General features: G+C 64.0%; 34 protein-coding genes. 17 read left to right on the top strand and 17 right to left on the bottom strand.

Features of this window, described 5'->3' with window-relative positions; all coding sequences use genetic code 11:
• Positions 1 to 95: 95 nt before the first annotated feature.
• From F0311_RS01530 to F0311_RS01510, 5 genes are all read left to right on the top strand, one after another.
• Positions 96 to 461: a VOC family protein gene (locus F0311_RS01530; RefSeq protein ID WP_150460201.1), complete on the top strand. Its 366-nt coding sequence runs from the start codon at positions 96 to 98 to the stop codon at positions 459 to 461.
• Positions 461 to 775, top strand: a complete 315-nt coding sequence (locus F0311_RS01525; protein ID WP_150460200.1) for a winged helix-turn-helix transcriptional regulator — start codon at positions 461 to 463, stop codon at positions 773 to 775. The genes F0311_RS01530 and F0311_RS01525 overlap by 1 nt, the downstream gene beginning before the upstream one ends.
• A gap of 133 nt (positions 776 to 908) precedes the next feature.
• The gene (locus F0311_RS01520) at positions 909 to 1,301 is read left to right on the top strand and encodes a zeta toxin family protein (protein ID WP_223881062.1); all 393 of its coding nucleotides are present in this window, start codon (positions 909 to 911) and stop codon (positions 1,299 to 1,301) included.
• Positions 1,298 to 2,266: a prenyltransferase/squalene oxidase repeat-containing protein gene (locus tag F0311_RS01515; protein WP_150460199.1), complete on the top strand. Its 969-nt coding sequence runs from the start codon at positions 1,298 to 1,300 to the stop codon at positions 2,264 to 2,266. The genes F0311_RS01520 and F0311_RS01515 overlap by 4 nt, the downstream gene beginning before the upstream one ends.
• A complete protein-coding gene (locus tag F0311_RS01510; protein ID WP_150460198.1) occupies positions 2,263 to 3,423 on the top strand; it encodes an amidohydrolase family protein in 1,161 nt (386 codons plus the stop codon). The genes F0311_RS01515 and F0311_RS01510 overlap by 4 nt, the downstream gene beginning before the upstream one ends.
• Positions 3,424 to 3,566: 143 nt before the next feature.
• Here F0311_RS01510 and F0311_RS01505 read toward each other — a convergent pair whose 3' ends face one another.
• On the bottom strand, positions 3,567 to 4,460 hold the full coding sequence (locus F0311_RS01505; RefSeq protein ID WP_150460197.1) for an SRPBCC family protein: 894 nt from the start codon (positions 4,458 to 4,460) through the stop codon (positions 3,567 to 3,569).
• 38 nt (positions 4,461 to 4,498) lie between these two features.
• The gene (locus F0311_RS01500) at positions 4,499 to 5,110 is read right to left on the bottom strand and encodes a winged helix-turn-helix domain-containing protein (protein ID WP_150460196.1); all 612 of its coding nucleotides are present in this window, start codon (positions 5,108 to 5,110) and stop codon (positions 4,499 to 4,501) included.
• Positions 5,111 to 5,189: 79 nt separating this feature from the next.
• On the opposite strand from F0311_RS01500, the gene F0311_RS18290 reads away from it, so the two are divergent.
• On the top strand, positions 5,190 to 5,450 hold the full coding sequence (locus tag F0311_RS18290; RefSeq protein ID WP_223881061.1) for a PIN domain-containing protein: 261 nt from the start codon (positions 5,190 to 5,192) through the stop codon (positions 5,448 to 5,450).
• Positions 5,451 to 5,515: 65 nt separating this feature from the next.
• On the opposite strand, the gene F0311_RS01490 is transcribed toward F0311_RS18290, so the two are convergent.
• The 4 genes from F0311_RS01490 to F0311_RS01475 are packed head-to-tail and all read right to left on the bottom strand — an operon-like array spanning position 5,516 to position 7,070.
• Entirely contained in the window at positions 5,516 to 5,731 is a 216-nt protein-coding gene (locus F0311_RS01490; protein WP_150460195.1) for a helix-hairpin-helix domain-containing protein, read from the bottom strand.
• A 17-nt stretch (positions 5,732 to 5,748) separates the two neighbouring features.
• Positions 5,749 to 6,210 (bottom strand): VOC family protein, encoded by a 462-nt coding sequence (locus F0311_RS01485; protein WP_150460194.1) that lies wholly within the window; start codon positions 6,208 to 6,210, stop codon positions 5,749 to 5,751.
• Positions 6,207 to 6,791, bottom strand: coding sequence for a DinB family protein (locus F0311_RS01480; RefSeq protein WP_150460193.1), 585 nt, complete (start codon positions 6,789 to 6,791; stop codon positions 6,207 to 6,209). The genes F0311_RS01485 and F0311_RS01480 overlap by 4 nt, the downstream gene beginning before the upstream one ends.
• 57 nt (positions 6,792 to 6,848) lie before the next feature.
• Positions 6,849 to 7,070: a hypothetical protein gene (locus F0311_RS01475; protein WP_150460192.1), complete on the bottom strand. Its 222-nt coding sequence runs from the start codon at positions 7,068 to 7,070 to the stop codon at positions 6,849 to 6,851.
• Between the two features lie 166 nt (positions 7,071 to 7,236).
• On the opposite strand from F0311_RS01475, the gene F0311_RS01470 reads away from it, so the two are divergent.
• From F0311_RS01470 to F0311_RS01460, 3 genes are all read left to right on the top strand, one after another.
• Positions 7,237 to 8,184, top strand: coding sequence for a helix-turn-helix transcriptional regulator (locus F0311_RS01470; protein WP_150460191.1), 948 nt, complete (start codon positions 7,237 to 7,239; stop codon positions 8,182 to 8,184).
• Between the two features lie 47 nt (positions 8,185 to 8,231).
• On the top strand, positions 8,232 to 8,597 hold the full coding sequence (locus F0311_RS01465) for a hypothetical protein (RefSeq protein ID WP_150460190.1): 366 nt from the start codon (positions 8,232 to 8,234) through the stop codon (positions 8,595 to 8,597).
• A gap of 256 nt (positions 8,598 to 8,853) precedes the next feature.
• A complete protein-coding gene (locus F0311_RS01460; protein ID WP_191089677.1) occupies positions 8,854 to 9,312 on the top strand; it encodes a hypothetical protein in 459 nt (152 codons plus the stop codon).
• A 110-nt stretch (positions 9,313 to 9,422) separates the two neighbouring features.
• Here the strand turns inward: F0311_RS01460 and F0311_RS01455 are convergent, their stop codons facing one another.
• From F0311_RS01455 to F0311_RS01430, 6 genes are all read right to left on the bottom strand, one after another.
• On the bottom strand, positions 9,423 to 9,824 hold the full coding sequence (locus F0311_RS01455) for a VOC family protein (RefSeq protein ID WP_150460189.1): 402 nt from the start codon (positions 9,822 to 9,824) through the stop codon (positions 9,423 to 9,425).
• On the bottom strand, positions 9,824 to 10,429 hold the full coding sequence (locus tag F0311_RS01450; protein WP_150460188.1) for a dihydrofolate reductase family protein: 606 nt from the start codon (positions 10,427 to 10,429) through the stop codon (positions 9,824 to 9,826). The genes F0311_RS01455 and F0311_RS01450 overlap by 1 nt, the downstream gene beginning before the upstream one ends.
• On the bottom strand, positions 10,426 to 11,013 hold the full coding sequence (locus tag F0311_RS01445; RefSeq protein ID WP_150460187.1) for a dihydrofolate reductase family protein: 588 nt from the start codon (positions 11,011 to 11,013) through the stop codon (positions 10,426 to 10,428). The genes F0311_RS01450 and F0311_RS01445 overlap by 4 nt, the downstream gene beginning before the upstream one ends.
• Positions 11,014 to 11,044: 31 nt before the next feature.
• Positions 11,045 to 11,392, bottom strand: coding sequence for an ArsR/SmtB family transcription factor (locus F0311_RS01440; RefSeq protein ID WP_150460186.1), 348 nt, complete (start codon positions 11,390 to 11,392; stop codon positions 11,045 to 11,047).
• 57 nt (positions 11,393 to 11,449) lie between these two features.
• Entirely contained in the window at positions 11,450 to 12,133 is a 684-nt protein-coding gene (locus F0311_RS01435) for an alpha/beta fold hydrolase (protein WP_150460185.1), read from the bottom strand.
• Positions 12,134 to 12,489: 356 nt separating this feature from the next.
• A complete protein-coding gene (locus tag F0311_RS01430) occupies positions 12,490 to 13,497 on the bottom strand; it encodes an NADP-dependent oxidoreductase (protein WP_223881060.1) in 1,008 nt (335 codons plus the stop codon).
• A gap of 85 nt (positions 13,498 to 13,582) precedes the next feature.
• Here F0311_RS01430 and soxR point away from each other — a divergent pair, with 85 nt between their 5' ends.
• The gene (gene soxR / locus F0311_RS01425; RefSeq protein WP_150460184.1) at positions 13,583 to 14,032 is read left to right on the top strand and encodes a redox-sensitive transcriptional activator SoxR; all 450 of its coding nucleotides are present in this window, start codon (positions 13,583 to 13,585) and stop codon (positions 14,030 to 14,032) included.
• An 89-nt stretch (positions 14,033 to 14,121) separates the two neighbouring features.
• On the opposite strand, the gene F0311_RS01420 is transcribed toward soxR, so the two are convergent.
• Both F0311_RS01420 and F0311_RS01415 read right to left on the bottom strand, forming a co-directional pair.
• Positions 14,122 to 14,604, bottom strand: coding sequence for a DinB family protein (locus tag F0311_RS01420; RefSeq protein WP_150460183.1), 483 nt, complete (start codon positions 14,602 to 14,604; stop codon positions 14,122 to 14,124).
• A gap of 50 nt (positions 14,605 to 14,654) precedes the next feature.
• Complete coding sequence (locus F0311_RS01415; protein WP_150460182.1) at positions 14,655 to 15,533, bottom strand: NAD(P)-dependent oxidoreductase; 879 nt, start codon at positions 15,531 to 15,533, stop codon at positions 14,655 to 14,657.
• A gap of 93 nt (positions 15,534 to 15,626) precedes the next feature.
• On the opposite strand from F0311_RS01415, the gene F0311_RS01410 reads away from it, so the two are divergent.
• Positions 15,627 to 15,995 carry a winged helix-turn-helix transcriptional regulator gene (locus tag F0311_RS01410; protein ID WP_223881059.1) on the top strand — a complete coding sequence of 123 codons (369 nt, stop codon included), beginning with the start codon at positions 15,627 to 15,629 and terminating at the stop codon, positions 15,993 to 15,995.
• A gap of 21 nt (positions 15,996 to 16,016) precedes the next feature.
• Here F0311_RS01410 and F0311_RS01405 read toward each other — a convergent pair whose 3' ends face one another.
• The 3 genes from F0311_RS01405 to F0311_RS01395 are packed head-to-tail and all read right to left on the bottom strand — an operon-like array spanning position 16,017 to position 17,500.
• Positions 16,017 to 16,793 (bottom strand): class I SAM-dependent methyltransferase, encoded by a 777-nt coding sequence (locus F0311_RS01405; RefSeq protein WP_150460181.1) that lies wholly within the window; start codon positions 16,791 to 16,793, stop codon positions 16,017 to 16,019.
• A 28-nt stretch (positions 16,794 to 16,821) separates the two neighbouring features.
• Positions 16,822 to 17,214 (bottom strand): type II toxin-antitoxin system VapC family toxin, encoded by a 393-nt coding sequence (locus tag F0311_RS01400; protein WP_150460180.1) that lies wholly within the window; start codon positions 17,212 to 17,214, stop codon positions 16,822 to 16,824.
• 4 nt (positions 17,215 to 17,218) lie between these two features.
• Entirely contained in the window at positions 17,219 to 17,500 is a 282-nt protein-coding gene (locus F0311_RS01395; RefSeq protein ID WP_150460179.1) for a type II toxin-antitoxin system Phd/YefM family antitoxin, read from the bottom strand.
• A 179-nt stretch (positions 17,501 to 17,679) separates the two neighbouring features.
• Between F0311_RS01395 and F0311_RS01390 the strand changes: the two genes are divergently transcribed.
• From F0311_RS01390 to thrB, 6 genes are all read left to right on the top strand, one after another.
• On the top strand, positions 17,680 to 18,981 hold the full coding sequence (locus tag F0311_RS01390) for an aspartate aminotransferase family protein (protein ID WP_150460178.1): 1,302 nt from the start codon (positions 17,680 to 17,682) through the stop codon (positions 18,979 to 18,981).
• A 43-nt stretch (positions 18,982 to 19,024) separates the two neighbouring features.
• Complete coding sequence (gene argS, locus F0311_RS01385) at positions 19,025 to 20,725, top strand: arginine--tRNA ligase (RefSeq protein WP_150460177.1); 1,701 nt, start codon at positions 19,025 to 19,027, stop codon at positions 20,723 to 20,725.
• A gap of 9 nt (positions 20,726 to 20,734) precedes the next feature.
• Entirely contained in the window at positions 20,735 to 22,177 is a 1,443-nt protein-coding gene (gene lysA, locus F0311_RS01380) for a diaminopimelate decarboxylase (RefSeq protein ID WP_150460176.1), read from the top strand.
• Positions 22,178 to 22,256: 79 nt separating this feature from the next.
• Positions 22,257 to 23,615, top strand: coding sequence for a homoserine dehydrogenase (locus tag F0311_RS01375; protein ID WP_150460175.1), 1,359 nt, complete (start codon positions 22,257 to 22,259; stop codon positions 23,613 to 23,615).
• 11 nt (positions 23,616 to 23,626) lie between these two features.
• Positions 23,627 to 24,709, top strand: coding sequence for a threonine synthase (thrC, locus tag F0311_RS01370; protein WP_150460174.1), 1,083 nt, complete (start codon positions 23,627 to 23,629; stop codon positions 24,707 to 24,709).
• Complete coding sequence (gene thrB, locus F0311_RS01365) at positions 24,706 to 25,752, top strand: homoserine kinase (RefSeq protein ID WP_150460173.1); 1,047 nt, start codon at positions 24,706 to 24,708, stop codon at positions 25,750 to 25,752. Before thrC ends, thrB begins: the two co-directional genes overlap by 4 nt.
• Positions 25,753 to 25,795 lie beyond the last annotated feature (43 nt).

Here is a 25,795-nt window from a genome sequence, read left to right as displayed (position 1 = left end):
TCAGGGCGTTCTGACGCCTGCCTGCGGTTGACAGCACGTCTTGTTGATTCAATAATTGAAGTGCCAGTTCAAAAAATAAAGTGAAAGTGATTGCCATGAGCACAGCCCTCATTCGCTCGATCGTCCTTTATGTGTCGGATCCTGCGACGTCTCAGCGCTTCTACGAACGTGCGCTCGGCATCACCGCTAGTGGTGTCACGAATGGCCGCGTGGAATTCGAGGCCGGCGGGATCCGTCTGTTGCTTCACCCGACAAGCGTTGATGAACACGACCGTGCAGCAGCGCGGCATGGCCGTACGGAGGTGTACTTCACGGTCGATGACCTTGAGGCATCGCTGGTCAGACTCCGCGAAGGTGGCGCTGAGGTGATTCAGGAGATCATCGAACAGCCCTGGGGCGAACGCGACGCTGCCGTTGTGGACCCGGATGGCTTTCCGCTCTTTCTGACCCAGGCGGCGTGATGAGCATTCGCATGAACAAGCTGGCCGAAGAATCGGGATTGGCCAGGGCTTCCGAGTTACTGGCGCGCCCCTGGACACTGCTGATCATCGACCAACTATCCAAAGGCCCGCTCAGGTTTACGGAGATTGCTACCTCGCTCAAAGGCATCTCAACGAACCTGCTGACAGAGCGGCTCAGAATGATGGTCGCCCATGACATTGCCCGGCGGGCCCCTGGAATCCCCGTGTCGAGCTATGAGCTCACCGAGCGTGGCCGGTCAGTCCTCCCCGCCCTAGAGATGCTGAGGCAGTGGGGCGAGGAACTTCCGGCGTGACTTTCGCGGGCCGCGAGGGCGTAACATCCTTTTGCCGGAGACCGGATTGCCGTTCATCAACGCCAACGTTATTGCCGCGGAGCGGTGGCCCGAAGCCCAGGCGTAGCATGCGTATGACGCTTCTCAGGGGGCATTGCAAGAGCGTGATCGGCACCAGGAGCGCAGGCGCTCCTTTATCACGGAGACAATGTTCAGCCATCCCAGCAAGGTGGACTTGGTGGAAAGGTCTGTCGAAGCGGGTTTCTTGGTGCACCTCCATGTGATCATGGTGCCGGTTGACCTTAAGGTACAGCGTGTTTCAGAACGAGTTCGACGCGGTGGGCATAACGTGCCTGAGCCCAAGATCAGGGAGAGATACCCCAGACTGTGGCGACTGGTCGTTGAAGCTCGGCGCATTGCGCACTGGACAGATTTCTACGACAACAGCAATCCCCGAACTCCTCATCGGCACGTTGCCTCCTATGAGCGCAGTGTACTTATCGGTCACGCCCAATGGCCGCAGTGGACACCTGAGGAGCTTCTATGAATACGACGAGCACAGCTATCGACTGGCTGATGGCAGGGGACCCGGCTATCCGCTGGCAGACGATGCGCGACCTGCTGGGCTCCCCGCAAGCAGCATTGCGGGCTGAACGATCGAAGGTGGAGGACCAGGGCTGGGGTGCTCGGCTGCTGAGCCTCCAGGATCAGGACGGCCAATGGGCCGGCGGGGCTTACCTGCCCAGTGACTTCGCCTGGGAGCAGATGCGTTCCGAGGGACAGCCCTGGACCGCCACCAGCTGGGCACTCACCGAACTGCGGGAGCTGGGACTGGACCCAGGGTCACCGAGTGCTCGCCGCACGGTGACCCTGGTCGGGGAGAACTCCCGCTGGGACCACGACGGCCAGCCCTACTGGGAGGGCGAGGTGGAGGAGTGCATCAATGGCCGTACGGTGGCCCAAGGGGCGTACTTCGGCGTCGACGTCGCCCCTATCGTTGAGAGGCTGGTGAGTCAGCGTATGGAAGACGGAGGTTGGAACTGCGAACGGGAGAACGGTTCGGTGCGCTCATCCTTCGACTCCACGATCAATGTGCTCGAAGGCCTGCTTGAGTTCGAACGGTCCACCGGCGGCACCGCAGACTCGCGGGGGGCCCGGGCGGCGGGGGAGGAGTACCTGCTCACCCGCGGGCTTATGCACCGGCGCAGCACAGGCGAACTGGTGGACCAGGAGTATCTCGACTTCAGATACCCATCCCGCTGGCGCTATGACCTGCTGCGTGTCCTCGACTATTTCCGTGAGGCCAGTCTCTTCGCGGGGACGCTGCCTGATCCCAGACTCGCCGATGCGGTGGAGTATGTGCGCTCCCGCCAGCAGCCTGAGGGGACCTGGCACCTGGACAAGACCTATCGCGGGCGCTCCTGGTTCCAGATGGACCCAGGAGCCGGGCAACCTTCACGCTGGATCACACTGAAGGCTCTGCGCGTGCTGCATTGGTGGGAGAGCCCATGAGCGAACTTGGAGATCTGGACATCACCGATGCCACCCTCATTCCGGCACCCGATGCGGATCAGCTTCCCGGAGTGACGATCCGGATTCGCTCCGGAGTGATCACCCAGATCGAGCGGGGATCGGCACCTGCGGGGGGTGAGGAGTACGACGCCGGAGGCCGCGTCGTCGTCCCCGGTTTCTGGAACTGCCATGTCCATCTGACCGAGCGTGTCTGGGCGCGGGCAGCCACGGTGCCCGCCGGTCGTCTACAGCAGGAGCTCGACGATATGTTCCTGGTCCGAGGATTCACCGGTGCGGTCGACCTGGGTTCCCACCCACGTGACCATGTTGCGGTGAAGCACCGCGTGAGTTCCGGGGAACTGGTCGGTCCGCGACTGCTCACCGCGGGGATGGGACTGTATCCGCCGCGCGGGCTGCCTTTCTACGTACGCGCTGATCTGCCGTGGTACATCCGGCCGCTGCTGCCGCAGTCCAGCAGCCGGGGCGCTGCCCGTCGGGCGATGGGCCGTTCCCAGCGCCGCGGTGCGGAGGTCGCCAAACTGTTCACCGGCTCGTATGTGCAGCCTGATCGGATCAAGCCGATGCCTCTGGAGATCGCCCGCGTCGCCGCGGAGGAGGCGCATCGACAGGGTCGGCTGGTCTTCGCGCACACCTCGGATCGAGAGGGCCTGAGGATCGCAGTAGAGGCGGGGGTGGACGTCATCGCCCATGTTCCCGACGCTCCGGAGGGAACCGAGCCGCTGCTGCAGGAGGCGGCCCGGCGAGGTATGTGGATGGTGCCGACTCTGGAGATGTTCGCACAGACGGTGACCCGCGATCCCAGCTATCTGGAGCCTGTCTACCACGCCTTGGGAGTCTTCCTGGAAGCAGGAGGACGTCTTCTGTTCGGCACTGACGTGGGGTATCTCACCGACCGCCGGACTCGTGGGGAGCTGGAGGCTTTGGATGCCTGCGGGCTGAGCGTTGCCGATGTGCTCACCATGCTCACCACCGCGCCGGCGGAAGCCCTGAGCGTCGGCTCAGGGCGACTCGATGCGGGGGAGCCGGCGGACCTGGTGGTGATCGACCATAGGCAGCTGAACAATCCTGCTCAGCTGGCGGACGTCCTGGCGACCATCCGCTCCGGCCGTGTGGTCTGGCCGCGGGAATCGGCCTAGAGCCGCAGGGGGCCAGAATCTCCTCGACTATAGGTATGAGCCTGACTTTGCCGTTCCATCCTGACTGGCCGTATCAGGGTGGGCTGGTGATCGACGCGATGGTGGGGGATACCGATGCTCTTGACCGGGACCAGCCCTGGGGATCAGTGTGGTTGCTCCTGCGGAAACTGTGCTGTCAGCCAGTCGTTCCAGGCGCTTTCGAGATCCGAGGCGATCGAAGCGCCCTTTTCTCCGAAGAGGAATACTCGGAAAGAGACCATCGTCTGCTCGCCCATCGGCATGATGAACAGGTGGGCGAAGCCCGGCGCTGGCCGCTCCAGGCGCAGTAGCAGTTCCGGTACCGTCCCGTCCATGCCTTCAAGGGTGGCTTTGACCAGGGGGGAGGTTTCTCTCACCCGGAGCAGTGTGGGGTCGGTGATCTCCTTGCTCTGCTGCACACCGGAGAGTTCCGGGACACCAGGGACCGATTCAACCCTGCGTGAGAACTCATCAATAGTGAATGCCTCCACCAGTGTGGCCCATGTCTGCGGCGGGCTGGTCTTGCTGAAGGCAGCAAGATCAAAGGCCGAGCATGTCTGCCCCGCGAAATGCTCGAGGTAGAGGCGCAGCATGCGGAAGTATGAGGCTGCCCATCCGTAGGCGTGGCCTTCGAACTCTCCGTCCCAGTCGTCGGAGTCGGCAAACCAGCGATGCACCACCCGCACCACGCAGGTCGACTCATCCCGGGCCTCGACGATCCATTCAGTGGCAATGGTCCCCGGGCCTTCGGGAGCTTCTGCCACAGGTTCTTCCTGGGCAGTCTCCGCTGTATACCTCGTCGGCGGATCCCAGTGGGTGATATGCGCGACCGAGTCCATGCCGGGTCCGAAACTGTTCACCACCTCACCGCCTGCACGTTCATCGCTGCGGGTGGGGACAAACCATGAGGAGATGCCCTCACCGGTTGCGATCGCCTGCCACACCTCCTCCGGTGTGCCTGGTACTTCGACCTCGGCTTGGACGCGTCGCTGATTGTTCTCGTTCTTTTCGACCGGCATGGTTACCCTGCTCCCCTTCACTCTTCTTGTTTTATGTACTAGTTCGTTTCTGGGTGCGCTCTCTCGGCTCCCGGTGCAGGGAGTGGGTGGGCCATCAGCATCAGCCGATGTGAGCGCCCGCCGGGGGCGGAGTCATCGTGGTACTTCGCCACCAGACGGTTGATCTCCTCGGTGAGCTCCCGGCTGAATGCGGCGCGATCCTTGGCGGAGCGAAAGCGCACGACTGTATCCACCGACAACGTCGCCAGGTGTTTTCCTGCTTCACCTGCACGGCGGAACAGATCGCCGACCTCGCGCACCGCCCGAGCGGCCAGCGCGATGAGGTAACTGGCCGAGAGTCGGTCCAGCTCCCGCTCGGGGTCGGCCGCGACCGAGCCAAGAACTCCGGGCGAAACGACGAACGAGGTTGCTGTGGTCACCAGTTGCCGTTCAGTGAGGCCGCCCCACTTTTTGGTCTCCACTACCTCTACCAGGCCGTGAGACTCCAGGGCGCGCAGATGGTAGTTCACTTTTTGGCGCGACATGCCCACGCGCTGAGCCAGTGTCGCAGCGGAGGTCGGCTCGCGAATCTCCGACAATAGTCGGCTGCGCACCGGGTCGATGGCCACCAACGCCGTGGCAGGATCGTCAATCACGCTCACATCCAACATGCGCAGCATCCTGACATTGAAAAATATTATTGTCAAGCACTGATGGCTACTTGGCGGCGGGCGATGTTGTCGGCGGCATGTGCACCATCGGGATGGGCGTGGCGCTGCCTGGAGCCATATCAACGACTGGCTCGATGCCGCACCAGGCATGGCTGTCGGCACCCGGTCCCCGCCGCCGGGACGTTCTCGGTCAGTTCCTGATGGCAACCTTCACGGGAACCTCGTCACAGACGCCCACCTCGCAGCGCTGGCCATCGAGCACGGAACCGGCATCTGCTCGTTCGACAGCGACTTCGCCCGGTTCAAAGGTCTCCACTGGGTGAACCCCGACCGTCGGTGAACCTGCCTGTCACTGTGCGGGCTGGCATCTGCTTGCCCGCTTCGGTCGGCAAGCTGCCGGGGGCTTCAGCTTTCGCGGAAGCTGAGGCCCTTCTCCGCCATCGCCGCTTTCATGAGCCGGATGGCCTTAGGGCCGACGCCGTGGATCGCCAGCAGTTCTTTCTCGGTGTGCTCGCTGGCCTTCTGCAGGGAATCGATGCCTGCGTACTTCAGCTCGCGGGGAGCTGTCTTTCCCATCGAATCAGGAAGATCTCCCACAGGGCGGATATCTGGTGTGCTCATGGTTCCGATTATCTCCTCTAATCCAGGCAGAACTCATTGTCTTCCGGGTCGGCCATGATGATGAACCCGGTGCTCATCGGAGGCTGAGGCTCATGCCGCTCAAGACGGGTGGCGCCCAGGGACACCAGACGGTCGCACTCTTTTTCCAGTGCTGCCATCCGTTCCTCGTGGTGCAGGTCCGAGGCGGTGCGCACATCCAGGTGGACGCGGTTCTTAGCTGTCTTGCCTTCCGGGACCTTCTGGAAGAAGAGCCGCGGGCCTTTGCCTTCGGGATCTACCAGGGCGGAGGCGCTGTTGCGCTGTTCCTCCGGCACGCCGGATGTTTCGAGGAACTCGTCCCAGGCTGACCAGATGTCTTCACCTGGCTGCAGCTTCACCCCGGGTGGGGCCGGATGAACATAGCCGAGCACCTCAGCCCAGAAAGTCGAAAGTGCCTGTGGGTCATGGGCGTCGAACGTGATCTGGACCATGCGGCTCATTTCTGTGCCTCCTCCTGGTTGAACGTGCCGTGGGTGTGCAGGTAGAGGTCACGCAGCAGGCAGACCTCAGAGAGATGATGGATCAGTTCGCGGTGGATATGGAGCACCAGCCGGGCCATGGAGTCCTCCTCGAAGTGTTCCTCTCCACAGGGCCGGTGCAGCCCTTCTTCGCCGAGTGACTCCACGCCGGTCAGCCACGTCGCGTATTCGGCGTCGAGCTGGTCCAGAGCCTCGGAGGCGGTGGCGGCATAGTTGAAGGATCGGTAGTCGGTGGCCGCACGTCCGAAATGTGAGGCGTTGCGCATCGCCAGGACTCCGACGATGACATGCCCCAACCGCCAGGCGATGGTGGTGAAGGGCTCCGGTTCCGGCGGGGGAGCGGCGAATTCGATGATCATGCTTCCCGAACCTGCCTGAATGGGTGCGTTGCTAATGCCATGAGGGCGCACGTTCCAGGAGCCCGGGGCCGGCTCCCAGAAATACTCCTGGTCGGTGAGTCCCTCCAGCCGCGGCCGCAGCTGATGCCTCCAGTGCCAGTCGATCTGGTCTCGCAGAACTTCGTTCCAGGTTTCGTTCGTCATAGGATCATACTTTCAGTGATAGCGGACAGTTGTCTTCCGTGATTGTTCAGCTGAGGCTCAGAACTGCCTGGGCATCAGCAGCCGTTCGGTGATTGCGGCCTCTCGCCTACCTTCAGCCTTGCGCAGCTGGGCCCTGCCCCGCAGAGTTTCATTGCGCCATGAGGGAGAAGAACTCTTTCTCTGTGCAGAGGCCTCCGCCCATGCGGACAGGGCTTCGGATAGGGCCAGTGCGATGCGTGGCGCTGAACGGTACTGGCCTGAGGGTGGTGATGGAGACATGGCATTCTCCTCAAGCCGAAGACGGGGGTGGGGAACAAAGTGGTGTAGATGATGGGGCGGGGCAGGGGCCCTCGTCTTGGTTGCGGCCTGAGATGTGCTGCTCATGACTACAGGTTCCCAGCAATAGCGGACAGTTTATGTCCGTGATGAGTGCGAGAATCTCTGTATGCCCTCAGAAGGAACCACAGAACGCGTACTCCGTCTGCTGGCGCTGCTGCAGCGGCGCGCCATGTGGACGGCTGTCGAATTGTCAGCTGAGCTGGGTGTCACCGATCGTTCGGTGCGCCGCGATATCGAGCGGCTGCGCAGTCTGGGGTATCCGGTGGATGCGGTGCCGGGCGTGGGCGGCGGGTACCGCCTGGGCGCAGGCAAGGAGCTTCCGCCCCTGCTGCTGGATGATGAGGAGGCCACCGCCACGGCAGTCTCATTACGGATGGCCGCAGGCGGGACGATCTCCGGGATCGGGGACGCCGCCTTACGTGCACTGGCCAAGCTCGATCAGGTGATGCCGCCCAGGCTGCGCGGCGGGGTGCGCGCAGTCTATGAGGCCACAGAGACCCTTGACGGGACCCAGGAGATCGATGTCGAGATTCTCACTGTGCTCTCCCGTGCCTGCCGCGACCGGGTCCGTGTTCGCTTCCTGTACACCCGGTACGGGGCCCAGGAGCAGGAACGGCGGGTCGAGCCGGTGCGGATGGTCGCCGCTGGCTGGCATTGGTACCTGATGGCATACGACGTGGACCGGGAGGACTGGCGGACTTTCCGCCTGGATCGGATGAGGAGCGTGGTGGCCACCACCTGGCGCTTCCGCGCCCGGGAGCACCCCGATCCGGTGGAGTATGTCCAGGAGTCGGTGACCGCCTCGCCCTACAGCCACCTGGCCCGGGTGCGGCTGCACGCTCCGGCTGAGGAGGTACGCCGCAGGGTGCCGCCACGGATGGCTCGGATCGAAGAGGACACTGAAGGCTGGTGCATTCTCACTGCTGGAGCCGATGACCTCGACTGGCTGGCATTGCACATTGCGATGCTGGACCTTGAGACCGAGATCCTCGAGCCTCCGGAGCTCCGCGACGCCGCAGCCGCTCTGGCCCACCGACTGATGATGATGTCCTAGAGCTCGTTTCGCAGCTCCGGCAGCCTGATCTCCTGTAGCGTGGTCCTATGAGACGGCGTGGAACGGTCGACGCTCTGGCTGATGTCATCGGGGCTACCACAGTAGGTATCGGTGCCGGGCTGAGCCTGGATCCGATTCGTTGCGCAAAGTTGCTGGGGCTGCCCGGTGAGCCGCGACGGAGTCGCGCCATCGGTTTGGTGGATGTTGTGTTGGGCACGATGATCCTGACCTCAGGTCGTGTCTGGCCGCGCAGGCGATGGCCTGTGCTGGTAGGCAGGGAAGCACTGCACCTGGTCATCGTGAATGAGTACCGCCGTCAAGGCAACGCCCAAGGAGCGTTGACGATGTGCGGTCTTTTCCTGGTCGACGGTATCGCGACAGTGCTGATGTACAGGCAGGAAGCTTCTTCCTGACCGGATCCGGAAACTGTCTCTTGGGCGCCTAGGAACTGCGGAAAGAGTCAGCGATGGACTGGAGTTTGATGCTGTTCGCCAGCCTCAGAATATTTGTCACCTGCTGTGTCCTGACATGTAGAACGTCATCCTGGTCTGCTTCTGGAAAGCACCGCTTAGGGTTGGAGTCATGAACCCTCGCCGTTCCCGCAGACTTCCTTGGGCATGGGGAGTTGCCGTACCGGATGTCAGCGAGTGCCCAGGGTCGGAATCTCGGGTGGCAACACGATCAGTGACGACTTCTGCCCGCCCGGAAACGTTGTTCCTCTGGCTGTGTCAGCTCAGGCGCGCACCGTACAGCTATGACTGGATCGACAATCTCGGCCGCCGGAGCCCTCGTGAGCCAGACGCGGGTCTGCGTGCGCTGGAGGTAGGCCAGCAGTTCATGACGATCTTCACCTTGACCGATTTCGTCCCTGATGAATCGATCATCGTGGAGATGAACCCTGGCTGGCCGCAGCGTGCGTTCGGGGCCATCCGCCTGCAATACCGGATTGATCGCGTTGCTGAGGAGAGTTCGCGGCTGAGCGCGATCATGTGGATGCCACCCATCGGCAGGCTGCTCAACCGCCAGCGTCGCTATGCGTTGGCCTGGGGAGACCTGATCATGATGCGCAAACAGCTCCTGGTGCTCAGGGGTCTCGCTGAACAGAGGAACTCATCCAAAGCTCAGTGAGCCTCACCCCTGCATCTCAGCCGGGGACCGGACCACGCAGAACTCATTGCCCTCGGGTCTGCGATGATTACGCAGAAGCCGCCCTCGCTGCGATCGCCGAATCTGATGGCCTACCCGACCTCGGCGATGATCTGCCAGGCGTGGCCGTCCGGATCGGTGGCCACAGCAGTGAAACCCCAGTCCTGCTGAGCGGGTTCAGCGAGGACTTCACCGCCGGCGTCGTGCATCCGGGTGACGACGGCGCTGACCGCCTCGGCCGAGGCGACGTTTAGGCTCAGCAGGACCTCGCTGACTCCCGGCGGTGCGACGTCCCGGCTTCCTAGCACCCAGCCGAAGCCGCCGGTGGGAACGAGCATCAGCGAGGTGCGTTGATCCAGTCGGAACTGCAGCGGCTCGGGTACGCCGTCCTCAGCAGGTTCGCCGAACGGCTCGAGGCCAAGCGTGTCCTGATAGAAGGCGTAGGAACGCTGGCGGTCAGCAATCGGCAGGCTGATGGTGAGTAGTCGAGACATCAGGTCTCCTTCAGCTGGTAGGTCAGATGGGTGGCATGTGGGGTGACGGTGACATCGCCTTGGGTGAGCAGGATGCGTTCGTCGAGCAGGTCGAACAGGCGGGTTCCGCCGCCCAAGATGACAGGGGAGAGGTGGATCCGCAGCGTGTCGACCAGACCTTCGGACAGAGCCTGGTCTATGACCTCGGCTCCTCCCATGATGACGGTTTCGCTCTGCCCGGCGACTTTCTGGGCAGCGTTGACTGCCGCGGCCAGTCCAGCTGTCATAAAAGTGAATCCTGCCAGTCGAGGCGTTTCCGGTGCCTCATGAGTGACGACGAAAATCGGTGGCCGAGAGGGCGGTTTGTGGTCGTAGGCGTAGCCGACGTCGTCGTTCCAGCCGTTCGGACCGTCGATGAAGTCGAAAGTTCTTCGGCCCATGACCACAGCACCGGTTCCCTCTCCGGCGGATTCGAGGAAACGGCGATCCTCTGGAGAGTTTTGTGAGTTGAATACCCACTGCTGAATGGCCTCACCTCCCAAGCCTAATCCGTGCTCAAGATCAGGCTCGGGTCCGGTGACATAGCCGTCCAGGGACATCGAGATATCGGCGACGACGGTGCTCATGAGTCTTCTTTCCGCACAACGTTGTAGATCATCTTCTGCACTCCGTTGCTGTAGACCTCGTGCTCGACCAGATCCAGTTTTTCGGCGTCCTTGTCGGCCGTGCTGAACAGCCGTTTGCCGGCGCCGAGCAGCAGCGGGAAGACCAGCAGGTGATAGCGGTCCACCAGTCCGGCATCGGCAAGAGCATGCCCGAGCGTGGCACTGCCGTGCACGCTGATCGGACCGCCGTTGGTCTTCCTGAGCCGAGCCACCTCCTCCGCCGAGCGCAGGATGGTGATCTCACCCCAGTCCCCGACAAGGTCCTCTTCCTTGAGTGTGGTGGAGACGACGTACTTCGGCAGGGCGTTGAAGCGGGCGAACTCCGTGGTCATCGTCGGCCAGACCGGAGAGAACGCCTCGTAGCTGCAACGGCCGATCAGCAGCGCCGCAGCCTCCTGTTGCTCGCGTTCCTTGATCTCGTAAGCGGACTCGTCGAAGGGAACGTCCTTGAACGTCCAGCCCGCGTTGCGGTATCCCTGCTCCCCGCCGGGTGCCTCCATGACGCCGTCGAGGGAGACGAAGGCGGTGATGATGAGGGTGCGCATCTCTTCCTATCAGTCTGGTTTACGGTGTGGGTCAGTTTTGGGCAAGCAGAGCATCGAGCCGGTCGATACGGCCCTGCCAGATCCGTTCGTAGGCGTTCAGGAGGGTCTGTGCTTTTCGGATGGCCTCGGGATTGCCGCGGATGCGGCGCTCGCGGCCGTTGCGGTGCTTAGTCACGAGTCCGGCTCCTTCCAGGACCGTGATGTGCTTCTGCACTGCCGCGAACGACATCTCGTAGCGGTGTGCCAGATCGGAGATGGAGGCCTCGTCGGTGAGTGTGCGGCGGACGATGTCACGGCGTGTGGTGTCGGCGAGGGCCCGGAAGATCCGGTCCACCTCGTCATCGCTGAGGTCCATGTCCTGTGTTTGATATACAACCATTTGGTTTTACATTAGGGCATGATGAGGATTCGGTCAAGGGCGAGCGTTTGCCCTTGCTCAGCCCGCTGCGGTGTTGAGCAGTACCTCTGTCAAATCCTCCGGACGACTGAACTGGGGCCAGTGCCCGGTGGGCAGGTCGATGTAGTTCAGCTTCTCCAACAGGGGGAACTCTGTGGTGGGTGCGAAGCCGGCCGCGGTCCAACCTTGCAGGTCTGCCGCCGAGTACTCGGTGCAGATCGCCGTGATGGCAACGCTGCGGCGAGCTGCGTTCTCCAGCTGCAGGACGTCGTCGAGGACCTTGGCCGGTACCGGCACAGCGGATGCGCGGAACTGACCCAGCGCAGCATCATCGAGCCCCGCCAGGTCCTCAGCGGTGAAAGCCGAGAAGTCAGGTAGCGGAATGAGCCCTTTCGACTCTGGGAAGTCCTCGTCGAGCAGGGGCATGCCGTTGGGCAGGGGGAATCCGCCGATGAGCACCAGATGCTTCACGGCATCCGGACGGGCGTCGAGCGCTGCATAGGCCACGCCGCAACCGGCCGAATGTCCGACTATCACGGGCGCCTCAGCAGAGGCGTCTACGGCGCGGACGACGGTTTCGACCCAGTCCTGCAGCGTCGCTTCGCGGTCCCCGGGAAGGCTCAGCGCAGCAGTGGTGTGCCTGGCAGCCTCCAGGCGAGGGGCCACTCTGCTCCAGCTGGAGGCGTCGAGCCACAGTCCGGGTATCAGGATGAAATGAGCCATAGTGTGCCTTTCGTGCCAAGGGCGCCAGGTGGTACTGAGCTTAGCCCGCGGGCCGACTGGCGTCACCAGAAGATCTCCTGCCCAGGGCTACTGCCGCACCCAGAAGACCCGTCCCAAGAATGATGATGTACAGGGTGCCGAAGCTGGGGGCGGCTTGGCCGAGAGCCTGTCGACACCGTGGCGGCAACAGCCAGAGGGTACCAATGGGTGCCTCCGAGGTCTGATGCCACCACAGGCAGCACGGTGGTGACGGCGAAGCTCAAAGGCGATGAACGTCATCAGCAGCAGCGTGCTGAGGATGAAGACCCAGGAGGCGGAGGTTCACAGCCGCGCTGCGGAAGACTCTTCCTCCAGGCTCACAGCTCGATGCCGATGTACTCGAGATCCTCCGTGTGGGCACCGTGCCCGGTCATGTCCTGAGGCTGATGAACCTCGAGCACCATCTTGCCCCTGCCGTGACCGGCCTCGATCGCACGGTGTGCCTCGACGATCTCCTCCAGACGGTAACGATGGCGGATCGGCACGGTGAGATACCCCTTGGCCGTCAGTTCTGCCAGCTCATAGAGACGTTCTGCGGAGCGCTGACTGCGAATGAAGAGGCCTCCCAGCTCATCGGCGAGAGGCGGCTCCGCGATACTTCCGATACGTGACCGATCAGCTACCAGCTCGACGGCGGTGCGCAGGCTCCCGTGACCGGCGGCGTCGAGGACGGCATCGGCCCTGCCCGAGCCGGAATGCTCGCTGATGGCAGCGCGAAGACGGCTGAGCTGACCGGTTCCGTACTCCACTGCCACGGCACCCAGCGAGTGCAGATAGTCCTGGTTCTCAGCGCCTGCTGTGCCGATCACCGTTGTGCCTGCCCGGAGGGCCAGCTGGACGAAAATCGTCCCGACGCCTCCGGCCGCGCCGTGGACGATTACGGTCTCGCCTGCTGTGACGCTGAGCGCCTCCAGTGCGGTATGCGCCGTCTGTCCGGAGGCAGACAGCGCCCCGGCCACATCCCACGGCAGCGCGGCCGGTTTGCGGATCACCTGGGAGGCCGGCACGGCCACGTACTCCGCTGAGCAGCCGAAGACCCGGAAGCCGAGGACCGGATCGCCGAGCTCGAAACCCGATACATTCTTCCCGATGGCCGCAATGGTGCCGGAGAACTCATTGCCCGGAATGAGAGGAGATACTGCCGCCGCACCTGGCGGCACCCAGCCGGCGCGAGTCGCGGCATCGGCCGGCTGGAGGCCGGCATAAGCCACCTGCACCAGCACCTCGTCTGTGGCGATCTCCGGCACGGCGATCTTGCGCACCTGCAGAACATCTGGCCCTCCGAAGGACTCAGCGACGGCGGCGCGCATTGTGGGGAGGGGCATGGTCAGGATCCTTTCCTAATTTCATCAAGGGAACTTCATATAGAGTTGACTACATCAAGTGGACTTGACGTCAAGAGGAGCAGGTATGCCGCAGATCCCCGAAGGGCGGAACTGGCTCAAACCCGGAGAGGTGGCCGAGCGAGCAGGGGTGGCTGTCTCCACGCTCCATTACTACGAGAGCCTGGGGCTGATCAGCAGCCGCCGTACTTCCGGCAACCGGCGAGAGTACCGCCGGGACACCCTGCGCGTACTGGCGTTCATCAGGTCAGCTCAGCGGGTGGGGGTCTCCTTGGACCGAGTCAAGGAAGCCCTGGACCAGCTGCCGCGTAAGGGTCTGCCCACCAAGAAGGACTGGGCTCGCATCTCGCGCCAATGGCATGACGAGCTGACTGAGCGGATCGAGTACCTGACCGGGCTGCGCGACCGGTTTTCCGACTGCATCGGCTGCGGCTGCCTCTCCCTGAAGTCCTGCCCCTACTCCAATCCCGATGATGCGCTGGGCGCAGGCGGCCAGGGCCCCCGCCGATTTCCGTGAGATGCGCTGTTCCATGCCCTCAATGTAGTTTCGTCAGTCGTCTCCGGTGCGAGCGGCATCTTCCTGTGAGGCGTTGGAGGAGCAGCTGGTCAGAGTCCAGTTGTCCCATCAGTCTGCTCGCGAAGAATGTCCGCGTGGCCAGCATGCCGTGCCGTCTCCTCAACCATATGGGCGAGAATCACCCGAAGAGAGTCTCGCGCGTCCTCACCGGGGTTCGGTATGGCCGCTCGGACAGAGAGGTCGGCCGCGGCGTGAACAATCTCGTCACTGCGTTGGCACGCTCGTTGGTAGGCCTCTACCACATCGGCAGCCGCGATATCGTCCGGCACGATCATTGACTTATCAGCCTCGATCTCCTCGCCGAGAAACACGCGCTGGAACCAATGGCGCTCCACGCCTGTGAGATGTTGGACGATCCCAAGAAGACTCGTGTCGGAAGGAACCTGCGGCCGCCGTAGATCCTCTTCGCTCACCCCTTCCACAGTGCGGATCACGGAGCCTCGGACACGGTTGAGGTAAGCGAGCAGAACAAACTGCTCGGTGTATTTTTCGTCGTACTCCTCATGATCCATAGTGATATGCCGTTCTCGATGTAGTGCCGGTGAGCTTATGATGTTGACATTCACTGTATCTGTGCCGCTGCGCGCATGGATTCGATGATCCGGTCGAAGTCCTCCGCGCCGTGCCCGGCGTCGATCTGTTGCCGGATGAGCCGCTGGACCGTCTCCACCGGTGCGGCGGTGATGCCCTGTTCACGGCTGGCCCGTTCAATCGTGTCCAGCAGCGTCGTCGTCCATTCCAGACTCTGCAGCGGTTGGCTGTAGTCACGGGTGTCCAGATGTTCGGTGGAGTGCCCCAGCAATTCGGTCATAGCAGCCAGGAACGGAGCGGCGCGCTGAGCATAGCTCCTTGCCGGGATGGCGGCCGATTGCAGCATGGCCACACCGTGGAGGAAGCCTGCGAACATCGAATACATCCCGGAGAGCATGGCCAGATCCCAGAGCGAGGCGAGACCGGCGTCGTCGCCGTCGTAGGTGCTGGTGGCCCAGGCGCCCAGAAGCTCCCGGTGGATGTTGAATGCCTTCTGGGAGCCGCTGTAGAGGATGACGGAGTCGGGGGAGCCGATCATTGACGGGGTGGCCATGATGGCACCGTCCAGGTAGGTGATCCCGTGTCGTTCTGACCAGGCAGCGAGTTCGCGTGCTTCCTCCGGTGTGGTGGTGGTCAGGTTGATCAGTGTGCGTCCGCGCAGGGTCTCAGCTTCGGTGTCCAGTACCGCGTGGACTGAGGCGTGGTCGTAGAGGCAGACGACGATGACTTCGGAGGCGGTCACCGCCTCGCGGACTGATCCGGCCGCGGTGGCACCTTGGGTGGTGAGTCCGTCGGTTTTGCCTGATGTGCGGTTCCAGATGGTGAGTGGGTGTCCGGCCTCGAGTGCAGTGCTGGCGAGGGCCTGCCCCATCGCGCCGAGGCCGAGCAGGGTGAGAGAGAAAGTTGTCATGGCTCTATGCTCTGTTGGCACCTAGACTTTGGGAAGTACCCACTATTTACTGGGGTACTTCCCAATTGGTAAGTCATGTAAGAAGGAGGGCCTGTGCCGGTAGCGCTGTCGAAGAATCTGCGCCGTGGGCCGTATATCTGCGGTATCGACGCGGCCATGGATGTGGTCAGCGGAAAGTGGAAAGGACTCATCCTCTGGGAGTTGGAGGCTCACGGGGTGCGGCGGTTCGCCCAGCTGCGCCGCGGGCTTCCTGGGGTCAGCGAGAAGATGCTCACCCAGCACCTGCGGGAGATGGAGCAGGACGGGCTGGTGCACCGCGAGGTCTACGCGGAGGTTCCGCCCCGGGTGGAGTATTCGCTGACCGAGCACGGCCGCAGCCTCAACGCCGCGCTCGGGGCGCTGGGGGAGTGGGGCCTGGACCGCATCGAGCGTGAGCGGCTGGATACCCAGGCGGCTGTCTGACGCGAACCGGGGATGTTCGGCCTATGGCCGGGCGGCGATGAGCACCAGCGAACCCTCGAACTGCTCTGCGGTGCGCAGATGCCCGTACTTCTGGTCCCAGCGGCCGGAGTCCAGGTCACGGCGCAGGATATCTTCTGCCTTGGTGACCTCTGCCTCGCTCAGGAAGCTCCAGGCTGAGTTGGCGCGGCGGGCCCCTGGGTCCAGAAGTATCTCTGGCCGGCCGTAGTAGGCCTCATTGAAGCCGTCGGCGCACTTCAGCGGGATCGGCAGGAGCGTGACCTCGACGTTTCCGCCGAGCGCGGCGGCGATCCTGTCGATCGCCGGATAGCGGCGTGCCTCGGTCTCAATCACTTTTGGCGCATAATCGGTCAGCCAGAATCGATCCAGCAGCTGAGGATCACAGGTCATCACGATCACAGGCCCCTTGGTGACCCGTCGCATCTGGTGTAGCCCTTTCTCCAGGTCACCCCATTGATGAACGGAGAACGTGATCATCGCCGCGTCGAAGTGATCATCGGGGAACGGAAGGTCCTCGGCGGTGGCATCCACGGCCTCAACTAGCTCCGCCGGGCGCTGCCCCCGCATGGAGGCCGAGGGCTCAACAGGAGTGACCGCCCGGTCCCGGGGCTCATAGGACCCGGCGCCGGCACCGACGTTGAGCACGGTCTCCGCTTCACCCAACGCCTGTGCGATGGCGGTCTCGAAAGCTGGCTCAGGCTGCCGGTAGTTCCGGTAGCCGGTCCCGATCCGGCCGTAGTCGGCATCCCCTGCCGATCCGTCACTGTGCTGTCGGTTCATCTCCACCCCGTGTTAATCGTTGCTGACACTACGCCTGCATCGGGTCGTAAGTCCTCAGGCCGAGATGCTCGGCGACTGCTTTCATGGTGCTGTCGTGGGTGACCACTGTTGGATTCGTCTCCGAGAGCACCGCTGTTGCCAGATGTATGGCGTCCAGCGAACGGATATGCGGTTCGATGCTCGCGGCATAGCGCAGGACTCGGCCATCGAGGCGGATGAAGGCAGTGCCCTCCAGCAGCCAGTCGCCTTTGTCCAGAGGCTGCCGGTCTCGTCGAAGAATGCGGGTGAACTCCAGTCTCAGAAGCGTGGACGCAAGTAGTGTTTCTTTGTTCCCAATCGCGTGTTGAAACCATTCTTCTGCGCGGATGTCTCCGTCCGGAACAACTGTGTGCAGAGCGGCTGATGAGTCGATAAACCACATTGCCTCAGTGGTCGCCCTTCATCTCGTCGATGAGGCGATCGACGCGTTCAGGGTTGCGTGGTCGGTCGTAGTCGATGGGTGGCATGGGCGGAGGGTTATCCGACGGCGGGATGAGCATCCCAGACCGGCGAAGCCGCTCCAGCGGATCAAGGGAGGGTTCCCGGCGCCGGATCTCATACTTCTCCTCACCACGCTCAGTGATGATGATCAAGTCCTCGCCCAGCTCCAGGGCATTCAAGACCTCAGCGGTTTTCTGATTGAGCTCCCGCTTGGTGAAAGTCTTCATACTATTAATGTACTACCTGTGTCAGACATCGGATAGGTCGAATAGCTCAGCTGTATCGAGAGCGGGCTGGGCGCACCGACCAGTTTCGCCACGGCGAAGCTGCTTGCTTGTGGCGCTTACACGGTTCGGAGAGGATAGTGGCGTATCAGCACCGCATATCCCCGAGGCAGGAGCTCTTCATGTCAGCGCAGAACGTCGAAGACTTCTGGACACGAGCCTCCCGGCATGTGGTGGGCTACGGAGGACCGTTCAGCCCGGCAGTCATCGAACGGGCTGAAGGATCCTATGTCTACGACCAGACCGGCAAAGCCATCCTGGACTTCACCTCAGGCCAGATGAGCGCCGTGCTCGGACACGGGCACCCTGCCATCGTCGATGCGGTCAGTTCATCGGTGAAGACACTGGATCACCTGTTCTCCGGAATGCTGAGCCGGCCCGTGGTGGACTTCGCCGAAAAGCTCGCCTCCACCATGCCCGATCCGCTGACCAAGACCCTGCTGCTGACCACCGGAGCGGAATCCAATGAGGCCGCGCTCAAAATGGCCAAGATGTACACCGGCGGCTATGAGGTCATCACCTTCGACCGCTCCTGGCACGGCATGACCTACGGGGCGGCCTCAGCCACCATGTCCGCAGGCCGCCGGGGCTACGGGCCATGGATGCCGGGAAGCTACGCACTGCCCACCCCGCACCCCGGCGTCTCACCCTTCCGGAACACCGACGGCAGCCACGACTGGGCCACCGAGCTCGACTACGGATTCTCGCTGATCGACAAGCAGTCCACCGGGGCGCTCGCAGCCGTGCTGGTCGAACCGATCCTCTCCTCCGGAGGCATCATCGAACTGCCCGAGGGCTACCTCGCCAGGCTCAAGGAGCACTGCGAAGTCCGCGGCGGGCTACTGATCCTCGATGAGGCCCAGACCGGAGTGGGGCGCACCGGCACCATGTACGCCTTCGAGCGCGACGGCGTGGTGCCGGACATCATCACCCTCTCCAAAACCCTCGGGGCGGGACTCCCCGTCGCCGCGGTCGTCACCTCCGCCGAGATCGAGGAACGCATCGCCGAACGCGGCTTCCTCTTCTACACCACCCATCTCAACGATCCGCTGGCCGCCAGCGTGGGCTCCACCGTGCTCGACGTGGTCGAACGTGAGGGACTCGTGGAGCAGGCGGCCAAGCTCGGCAATCAGCTCGGCCAGGGTCTGCGCGACCTGCAGGACACGATGGAGGTGGTGGTCGATGTGCGCGGCCGCGGCCTGCTGCAGGGGCTGGAGCTGGGAGCACCCGAGCAGGGAACTGTGGACGATCTTGTCGCTTCCATCACCCGCCAGAGCCTGCAGCGCGGGCTCCATATCAATATCGTTCAGATTCCGGGGATGGGCGGAGTCTTCCGCATCGCACCGCCGCTGACCATCAGCGAGTCCGAACTCGTCCAAGGCATCGACATCCTCCGGGACTCGATCACCGCCGTGGCCGGATGAGGTGCTGAGCTCTCCGGTGCAGTGCCGTGGGTAGACTGTCCGGGTGACTCCCGAAGAACTCTCCTCCGTTGTGAAAACCACTCTCGCCGAGGCGGTCGACGCCGGCGACGTCCTCCTCGACACCATCCCTGATGAGGTGCGAGTGGAGCGGCCCAAGAGCCGCGAGCACGGAGACTGGGCCACCAATATCGCCCTGCAGCTGGCCAAGCAGGCCCAAACCAACCCCCGCCAGCTGGCAGAGGTCATCGCCGCCCGGCTCACCGAGCACCAGGGCGTTCAATCCGTCGACATTGCTGGCCCCGGGTTCATCAACATCACGCTCGACGCCGCGGCCGCCGGTCAGCTCGCCCGGACCATCGTCGAGGCCGGGGGCGCTTATGGGCACAACAGTGCCTTCTCGGGGATCAGAATCAACCTGGAGTTCGTCTCCGCCAACCCCACCGGCCCCATCCACATTGGGCACACTCGGTGGGCCGCTGTCGGCGACAGTCTGGCCAGAATCCTCACGGCTTCCGGGGCAGAGGTCACCCGGGAGTACTACTTCAACGACCATGGCGCGCAGATCGACCGGTTCGCCAGGTCGCTGCTGTCCCGCGCCAAAGGCCAACCGGCACCAGAGGACGGCTACGGCGGGCAGTACATCACCGAGATCGCCGAACAGGTGATCGCCGCTGCTCTGGCCGAGGGCCAGCCGGACCCGAGTACGCTCCATGAGGCTGATGCGATCGAGGTGTTCCGGGCCCGCGGGGTGAACCTCATGTTCGACCAGATCAAGGACTCCCTGCGGAATTTCGGGGTCGAGTTCGACGTCTACTTCCACGAGGACACCCTCCACGAGTCCGGGGCCGTGGAGCGTTCAGTGGAACGGCTGCGCGAAGCAGGGCATATCTACGAAGAGGGTGGCGCAGTCTGGCTGCGCACCACGGTGTTCGGGGACGACAAGGACCGTGTCATCATCAAATCCGACGGTGACGGCGCCTATATCTCTGGGGATATTGCCTATTACCTGGACAAGCGCGAACGAGGCTTCGACCAGTGCTACATCATGCTCGGAGCCGACCACCACGGCTACATCGGGCGCATGATGGCTGTCTGCGCGGCCTTCGGCGATACCCCGCATGAGAACCTCGAGCTGCTCATCGGCCAGATGGTCAACCTCGTTCAGGATGGCAAGCCGGTGCGGATGTCCAAGCGGGCCGGTACGGTGTTGACCTTGGAGGACCTGGTGGACGCGATTGGTGTCGACGCCGCCCGGTACTCGCTCGCCCGGTACTCGGCCGACCAGTCCATCGATCTCGACCTGGATCTGCTGCAGTCCAAGACCAACGACAACCCGGTCTTCTACGTCCAGTACGCCCACGCCCGGGCCTGCAATGCCGCTCGCAACGCGGCCGCACAAGGGGTGGACCGCACGGGTCCGGAGGGGGGAGGGTTCGACGCCGCCCTGCTCACCCATGTCCGGGAGGAGGAGCTGCTGGCCCACCTCGCCAAGTTCCCCAACACCATCGCCCGGGCCGCCGAGCTGCGTGAACCGCACCGGGTAGCCCGATATCTGGAGGATCTGGCCTCGGCCTACCACGCCTGGTACGCCAAGTGCAGGATCGCGCCCAGCGTCCACGAGGACGGCACTGTGGAACCGGTCACTGACCTGCACCGCACCCGGCTGTGGCTCAACGACGCCGCAGTCCAGGTGCTGCGCAACGGCCTGGCACTGCTGGGGGTCTCCGCCCCGGAGAAGATGTAGGGGGTGGCTATGACAACCGCCCCGCACCCCCTTGCCCCGGAGTGGCTGGCCGCACGGGAGAGCACCGATGACTTAGAGGCCAAGCTCTTCCCGGCTGATACCGCCCGCACCACTGAAGGCGAGCTCACCCTGGGCGGCATCCCGGTCAGCGAGCTGGCCGCCAGCTACGGCACCCCGCTCTACGTTGTCTCCGAGAACGACTTCCGGGCCCGGGCCCGCGGCTTCCGCGAGGCCTTCACCGCAGCTTTCGCTCCGGACACTGAGGTCGACGTGTTCTACGCAGGCAAGGCCTTCCTGACCACCCACGCCGCGCGCTGGGCTGCCGAGGAGGGGCTGAACATCGACACCGCCAGCGGCGGCGAGCTGGCCATCACCCTGGCCGCAGGCGTCGAACCCGCCCGGATCGGCCTGCACGGCAACAATAAGTCCGATGCCGAGATCACCCGCGCGGTCGAACTCGGGATCGGTCGCATCATTGCCGACTCCGTGGATGAGATCAGCCGCATCTCGGCCATCGCCAGCCAGTTGGGCCGCACCGCCAAGGTCATGCTGCGGCTGACCCCCGGAGTGTACGCATCCACCCACGAATACATCGCCACCGCCCACGAGGATCAGAAATTCGGGTTGTCGCTCACCCCAGTGCCGGGCACACAGACTGAAGCCGCCAACCCCTACCTCGGCTCCCCGGCCTGGACTGCAGTGGAGCAGGCCCTGGACACCCCCGGCGTAGAGCTGATCGGCCTGCACTGCCACATCGGCTCGCAGATCTTCGAGCCCGCCGGATTCGAACTGGCCGCCGGCAAACTGATCGGGTTCCTGGCGCGGATTGGAGCCAGCCGCGGCGTCGTCCTGCCCGAACTGGATCTGGGCGGCGGTCACGGCATCGCCTACACCGAGGCCGACCACCCCCGTCCGCCGGAGGATATCGCCCAGGCGCTGGCGGCAGCGGTGCGGGAAGCCTGCACCGAGCAGGGCATCAGCATCCCCCGGATCAGCATCGAACCCGGCCGCAGCATCGCCGGACCGGCCGGAGTCACCCTCTACACGGCCGGCACCACCAAAGACGTGGTGGTCCAGGATGGCATCACCCGCCGCTATATCGCGGTGGACGGCGGGATGGCCGACAATGCCCGGCCGGTCCTCTACGACGCCGATTACTCAGCGGTCCTCGCCGACCGTCGGGTGACCGGGGAGCATATTCTGTCTCGCATCGTGGGAAAGCACTGTGAGTCCGGTGACATCGTGGTCAGAAACGTATACTTGCCACCGGCTGTCACGCGGGGGGATATCCTCGCGGTGCCGGCCACCGGGGCGTACTGCCACTCGCTGTCCAGCAACTACAACTACCTCACCCGGCCCGCCGTGGTCGCGGTGAGGGACGGACAGGCCCAGGTGCTCATCCGCCGGGAGACCGAAGAGATGATGCTGGCCCGGGACACCGGCTATCCCTGAGGTGGCCCCACCCTGACCGACCACGACGCCGCCCCGCTCACCGGACAACCGAACCTGCCGCATACTGAAGAAGGTGACCATGACCCCGCTCCCGAAGCTGTCTCCGTCCGCACCGAGCGATGCGATCACCATCGGGCTGCTGGGCGCAGGCAATGTGGGCGCCCAGGTGGCCCGCACCCTGGTGGAGGAACGGGAACTGATCTCCGCACGGGTGGGAACCCCAGTGCGGCTGGTCGGGGTGGCCGTGCGTGACCCCGAGGCCCCCCGTGACTGGAAGATCCCCGGCGAACTGTTGACCACCGATGCGGAGTCCCTGGTGGACAGTGTGGACCTGGTCATCGAGCTGATCGGTGGTCTGGAGCCTGCCGGTGCGCTGATCGAACGAGCCCTGGACCGTGGCGCGGCCGTGGTGACCGGCAATAAGGCACTGCTGGCCTCCCGCGGCGCTGAGCTGAACGCGGTGGCTGCCCAGACCGGCGCCCTGCTGCGCTACGAGGCCTCAGTGGGTGGGGCCATCCCGATTCTGCGGCCGATCGAGGAGTCGCTCTCCGGGGACCGGATCACCAAGGTGATGGGCATCGTCAACGGCACCACCAACTACATTCTGGACCAGATGGACAGCACCGGCGCTGCCTTCGACCACGCTCTTGCCGAGGCCCAGAAGCTCGGCTACGCCGAATCCGACCCCACTGCCGATGTGGCAGGGCACGACGCCGCAGCCAAGGCAGCCATCCTGGGCACCCTGGCCTTCCACGCCCCCTTCAGCTTTGATGATGTCTACTGCGAAGGCATCACCGAGGTCACCCAGGACGATATTGAGGCCGCCGCAGCCTCCGGATACGTGATCAAGCTGCTGGCCATCGCAGAGAAGCACAGCAAGGGCCAGGACCCCGGAGTGGTGCTGCGAGTGCACCCCACCCTGCTGCCCCGCACCCACCCGCTGGCCAGTGTGCGCGGTGCCTTCAACGCCGTGTTCGTCGTGGCTGAGAACGCCGGTGAGCTGATGTTCTACGGACAGGGCGCCGGGGGTAAGCCCACATCCAGCGCCATCATGGGCGATGTGGTGGCCGTAGCCCGCCGACTGCGCGCCCCCGTCCCAGAGGCCCCCACCATCTCCAGCGAGGTAGACCTGCCCGCCCTGCCCATCGAGAAGGCCACCACCCAGTACTACATCGATATGGACGTGGCCGATAAGGAGGGTGTGATCGCCGAGGTCGCCCGGGTGCTGGCCGATCATCACGTTTCCATCGAAGCCATGCGCCAGCCGGGCTCGGTCACGGTTGAGGGTGAGGTCGAGGACAGCGACAACGGCGCCAAAGTCCAGATCGTCACCCACCTGGCCAGCGAGAAGGACCTGCACGAAACCGTTCTTCAGCTGCATGGACTGGAAGTGGTCAAGAGCGTGAACTCGGTGCTGCGCGTCGAGGTTGAGAAGTAGGGGGAGAGAAGATGGCGCATCAGTGGCGCGGAGTCATCCGCGAATACTTCGACAGGCTCCCCGTGGAGGAGGGCCAGAGGATCATCACCCTGGGCGAGGGCGGCACCCCGCTGGTCCACGCCCCGGCGCTGTCTGAACTGGTGGACGGCGAGGTCCATCTGAAGGTGGAGGGGATGAACCCCACCGGATCCTTCAAGGACCGCGGGATGACCATGGCCATCACCACCGCAGTCAGCGAGGGCGCCAAGGCTGTGGTCTGCGCCTCCACCGGCAATACTTCAGCCTCTGCAGCGGCCTATGCCACCCAGGCCGGGCTGACCTGTGCAGTGCTGGTGCCGGCCGGAAAGATCGCCATGGGGAAGCTTTCCCAGGCGGTGGCCCACGGGGCGGAGCTGATCCAGATTGACGGCAACTTTGACGGCTGCCTGGAGGTGGCCCGAAAACTTGCCGAGAACTATCCGGTCTTCCTGGTCAACTCGGTCAACCCGGCCCGTATCCAGGGGCAGAAGACCGCAGCCTTCGAGGTGGTCGACGCCCTGGGCACAGCCCCGGACTACCACCTGCTGCCAGTGGGCAACGCAGGCAACATCACCGCTTACTGGAAGGGCTACCAGGAGTACTACGAAGACGGCGTCGTCTCATCGCTGCCGGTGATGTGGGGATTCCAGGCTGCAGGCTCAGCCCCGATTGTGGCCGGACATCCGATCACCGAGCCGGAGACCGTGGCCACCGCCATCCGGATCGGCAACCCGGCCTCCTGGGAGCAGGCTGAAGCCGCCCGGGACGCCTCTGGCGGAGTGATCGAGGCGGTCACTGATGAGCAGATCCTTGCTGCGCATCGCTGGCTCTCCGCCAAGGAGGGCGTCTTCGTGGAGCCTGCCTCCGCCTCCGGGGTGGCCGGGCTGATCAAGAAGCACAGTGCCGGTGAGGTGCCGGCCGGCAAGTGCTGGGTGATCACGGTGACCGGCCACGGGCTGAAGGACCCCGACTGGGCCATCAATAACCCTGAGCTGAGCTCAGGAGCCTACGACGCCGCAGCCCCCACCCAGGTGCCCCAGGACGTGGAGACTGTGGCCCGCACCCTGGGACTGTGAGCCGAAAGATGCCCGCTCATCTCCGAAAGCTCGGCCAGGGACTGGCCCCGGACGCAGCTGCCGGTGCCCCTGCCGAGCAGCTGCGTGAACCACTCGCCGCCTCGGTGCGTTTCCGGCTGTCCGTACCGGCCACCAGCGCCAACCTCGGCCCTGGCTACGACACCCTGGGTCTGGCCTTGGAATGGCGTGACGAGATTGAGGTCAGCGCCGCACCCCGGCGGGATCCGGAGAAGCCGGCTGTGCACGTCGTCGTCGACGGTGAAGGTGCGGATCAGCTGCCCACCGATGCCTCACATCTGGTGATCACCGCCGTGGAGCGGATCCTCGCAGCCAAAGGTTACTGGCTGCCTGACCTGCAGGTTAACGCGCAGAACGCCATTCCGCACTCTCGCGGGCTCGGTTCCTCCGCAGCGGCGATCACCACTGCCGTGCTCACTGCGCACCAGCTGGTACCCGGCGGGCTGAGTGCTGAGGAGCAGCTGCAGATCGGCTCACGGATCGAAGGCCACCCGGATAACTATGTCCCAGCCCTGCGCGGCTCAGTGGCCGTCTCCTGGCAGGCGGCGGATACTCCTGAACCGTTGTTCAAAACCGCGCCGTTGACGCCCCATCCGGAGGTGACCTGCGTGCTGGCGGTGCCGAACTCTGTTCAGTCCACCCAGGCTGCCCGGGACCTGCTGCCGGTCAGCGTGCCCCATGAGCAGGCAGCCAAGAACAGCTCCCGAGCCGCCCTGCTGGTGCATGCCATCACCACTGAGCCCGCCCTGCTGCTCGATGCCACCGAGGACTACCTGCACCAGGAGTACCGACGCCAGGCTTTCCCAGCCTCCATGGCGCTGGTGGACCAGCTGCGTGGCGCAGGATACGCTGCGGTGATCTCCGGTGCCGGCCCTGCGGTGCTGGTGCTGACCGAGGCGAGCCGGGCGGCGTCCTGCGCTGAGCTTATGGGGCGCTTTGCGGCGGAAACCGGCTTCGACGACACATTTTCACCCAAGAGTCTGCCAATAGCGCGTACAGGTGCTACAGTGGAGGTACTGCGGTGATCGAAGAATCGCCGAGTAGCTTTCGCGCAGTTCGCGCTCTCCC

This window comes from Nesterenkonia ebinurensis, from assembly GCF_008711175.1.
Lineage (GTDB): Bacteria > Actinomycetota > Actinomycetes > Actinomycetales > Micrococcaceae > Nesterenkonia > Nesterenkonia ebinurensis.
This window is presented reverse-complemented; position numbering and strand designations above follow the sequence as displayed.

Coding starts and splice junctions, on each gene's coding strand:
- F0311_RS01530 (WP_150460201.1), top strand. CDS start 96: ATGAGCACAGCCCTCATTCGCTCGATCGTCCTTTATGTGTCGGATCCT.
- F0311_RS01525 (WP_150460200.1), top strand. CDS start 461: ATGAGCATTCGCATGAACAAGCTGGCCGAAGAATCGGGATTGGCCAGG.
- F0311_RS01515 (WP_150460199.1), top strand. CDS start 1,298: ATGAATACGACGAGCACAGCTATCGACTGGCTGATGGCAGGGGACCCG.
- F0311_RS01510 (WP_150460198.1), top strand. CDS start 2,263: ATGAGCGAACTTGGAGATCTGGACATCACCGATGCCACCCTCATTCCG.
- F0311_RS01505 (WP_150460197.1), bottom strand. CDS start 4,460: ATGCCGGTCGAAAAGAACGAGAACAATCAGCGACGCGTCCAAGCCGAG.
- F0311_RS01500 (WP_150460196.1), bottom strand. CDS start 5,110: ATGTTGGATGTGAGCGTGATTGACGATCCTGCCACGGCGTTGGTGGCC.
- F0311_RS01490 (WP_150460195.1), bottom strand. CDS start 5,731: ATGAGCACACCAGATATCCGCCCTGTGGGAGATCTTCCTGATTCGATG.
- F0311_RS01485 (WP_150460194.1), bottom strand. CDS start 6,210: ATGAGCCGCATGGTCCAGATCACGTTCGACGCCCATGACCCACAGGCA.
- F0311_RS01480 (WP_150460193.1), bottom strand. CDS start 6,791: ATGACGAACGAAACCTGGAACGAAGTTCTGCGAGACCAGATCGACTGG.
- F0311_RS01475 (WP_150460192.1), bottom strand. CDS start 7,070: ATGTCTCCATCACCACCCTCAGGCCAGTACCGTTCAGCGCCACGCATC.
- F0311_RS01470 (WP_150460191.1), top strand. CDS start 7,237: ATGCCCTCAGAAGGAACCACAGAACGCGTACTCCGTCTGCTGGCGCTG.
- F0311_RS01465 (WP_150460190.1), top strand. CDS start 8,232: ATGAGACGGCGTGGAACGGTCGACGCTCTGGCTGATGTCATCGGGGCT.
- F0311_RS01455 (WP_150460189.1), bottom strand. CDS start 9,824: ATGTCTCGACTACTCACCATCAGCCTGCCGATTGCTGACCGCCAGCGT.
- F0311_RS01450 (WP_150460188.1), bottom strand. CDS start 10,429: ATGAGCACCGTCGTCGCCGATATCTCGATGTCCCTGGACGGCTATGTC.
- F0311_RS01445 (WP_150460187.1), bottom strand. CDS start 11,013: ATGCGCACCCTCATCATCACCGCCTTCGTCTCCCTCGACGGCGTCATG.
- F0311_RS01440 (WP_150460186.1), bottom strand. CDS start 11,392: ATGGTTGTATATCAAACACAGGACATGGACCTCAGCGATGACGAGGTG.
- F0311_RS01435 (WP_150460185.1), bottom strand. CDS start 12,133: ATGGCTCATTTCATCCTGATACCCGGACTGTGGCTCGACGCCTCCAGC.
- F0311_RS01430 (WP_223881060.1), bottom strand. CDS start 13,497: ATGCCCCTCCCCACAATGCGCGCCGCCGTCGCTGAGTCCTTCGGAGGG.
- soxR (WP_150460184.1), top strand. CDS start 13,583: ATGCCGCAGATCCCCGAAGGGCGGAACTGGCTCAAACCCGGAGAGGTG.
- F0311_RS01420 (WP_150460183.1), bottom strand. CDS start 14,604: ATGGATCATGAGGAGTACGACGAAAAATACACCGAGCAGTTTGTTCTG.
- F0311_RS01415 (WP_150460182.1), bottom strand. CDS start 15,533: ATGACAACTTTCTCTCTCACCCTGCTCGGCCTCGGCGCGATGGGGCAG.
- F0311_RS01405 (WP_150460181.1), bottom strand. CDS start 16,793: ATGAACCGACAGCACAGTGACGGATCGGCAGGGGATGCCGACTACGGC.
- F0311_RS01400 (WP_150460180.1), bottom strand. CDS start 17,214: ATGTGGTTTATCGACTCATCAGCCGCTCTGCACACAGTTGTTCCGGAC.
- F0311_RS01395 (WP_150460179.1), bottom strand. CDS start 17,500: ATGAAGACTTTCACCAAGCGGGAGCTCAATCAGAAAACCGCTGAGGTC.
- F0311_RS01390 (WP_150460178.1), top strand. CDS start 17,680: ATGTCAGCGCAGAACGTCGAAGACTTCTGGACACGAGCCTCCCGGCAT.
- lysA (WP_150460176.1), top strand. CDS start 20,735: ATGACAACCGCCCCGCACCCCCTTGCCCCGGAGTGGCTGGCCGCACGG.
- F0311_RS01375 (WP_150460175.1), top strand. CDS start 22,257: ATGACCCCGCTCCCGAAGCTGTCTCCGTCCGCACCGAGCGATGCGATC.
- thrC (WP_150460174.1), top strand. CDS start 23,627: ATGGCGCATCAGTGGCGCGGAGTCATCCGCGAATACTTCGACAGGCTC.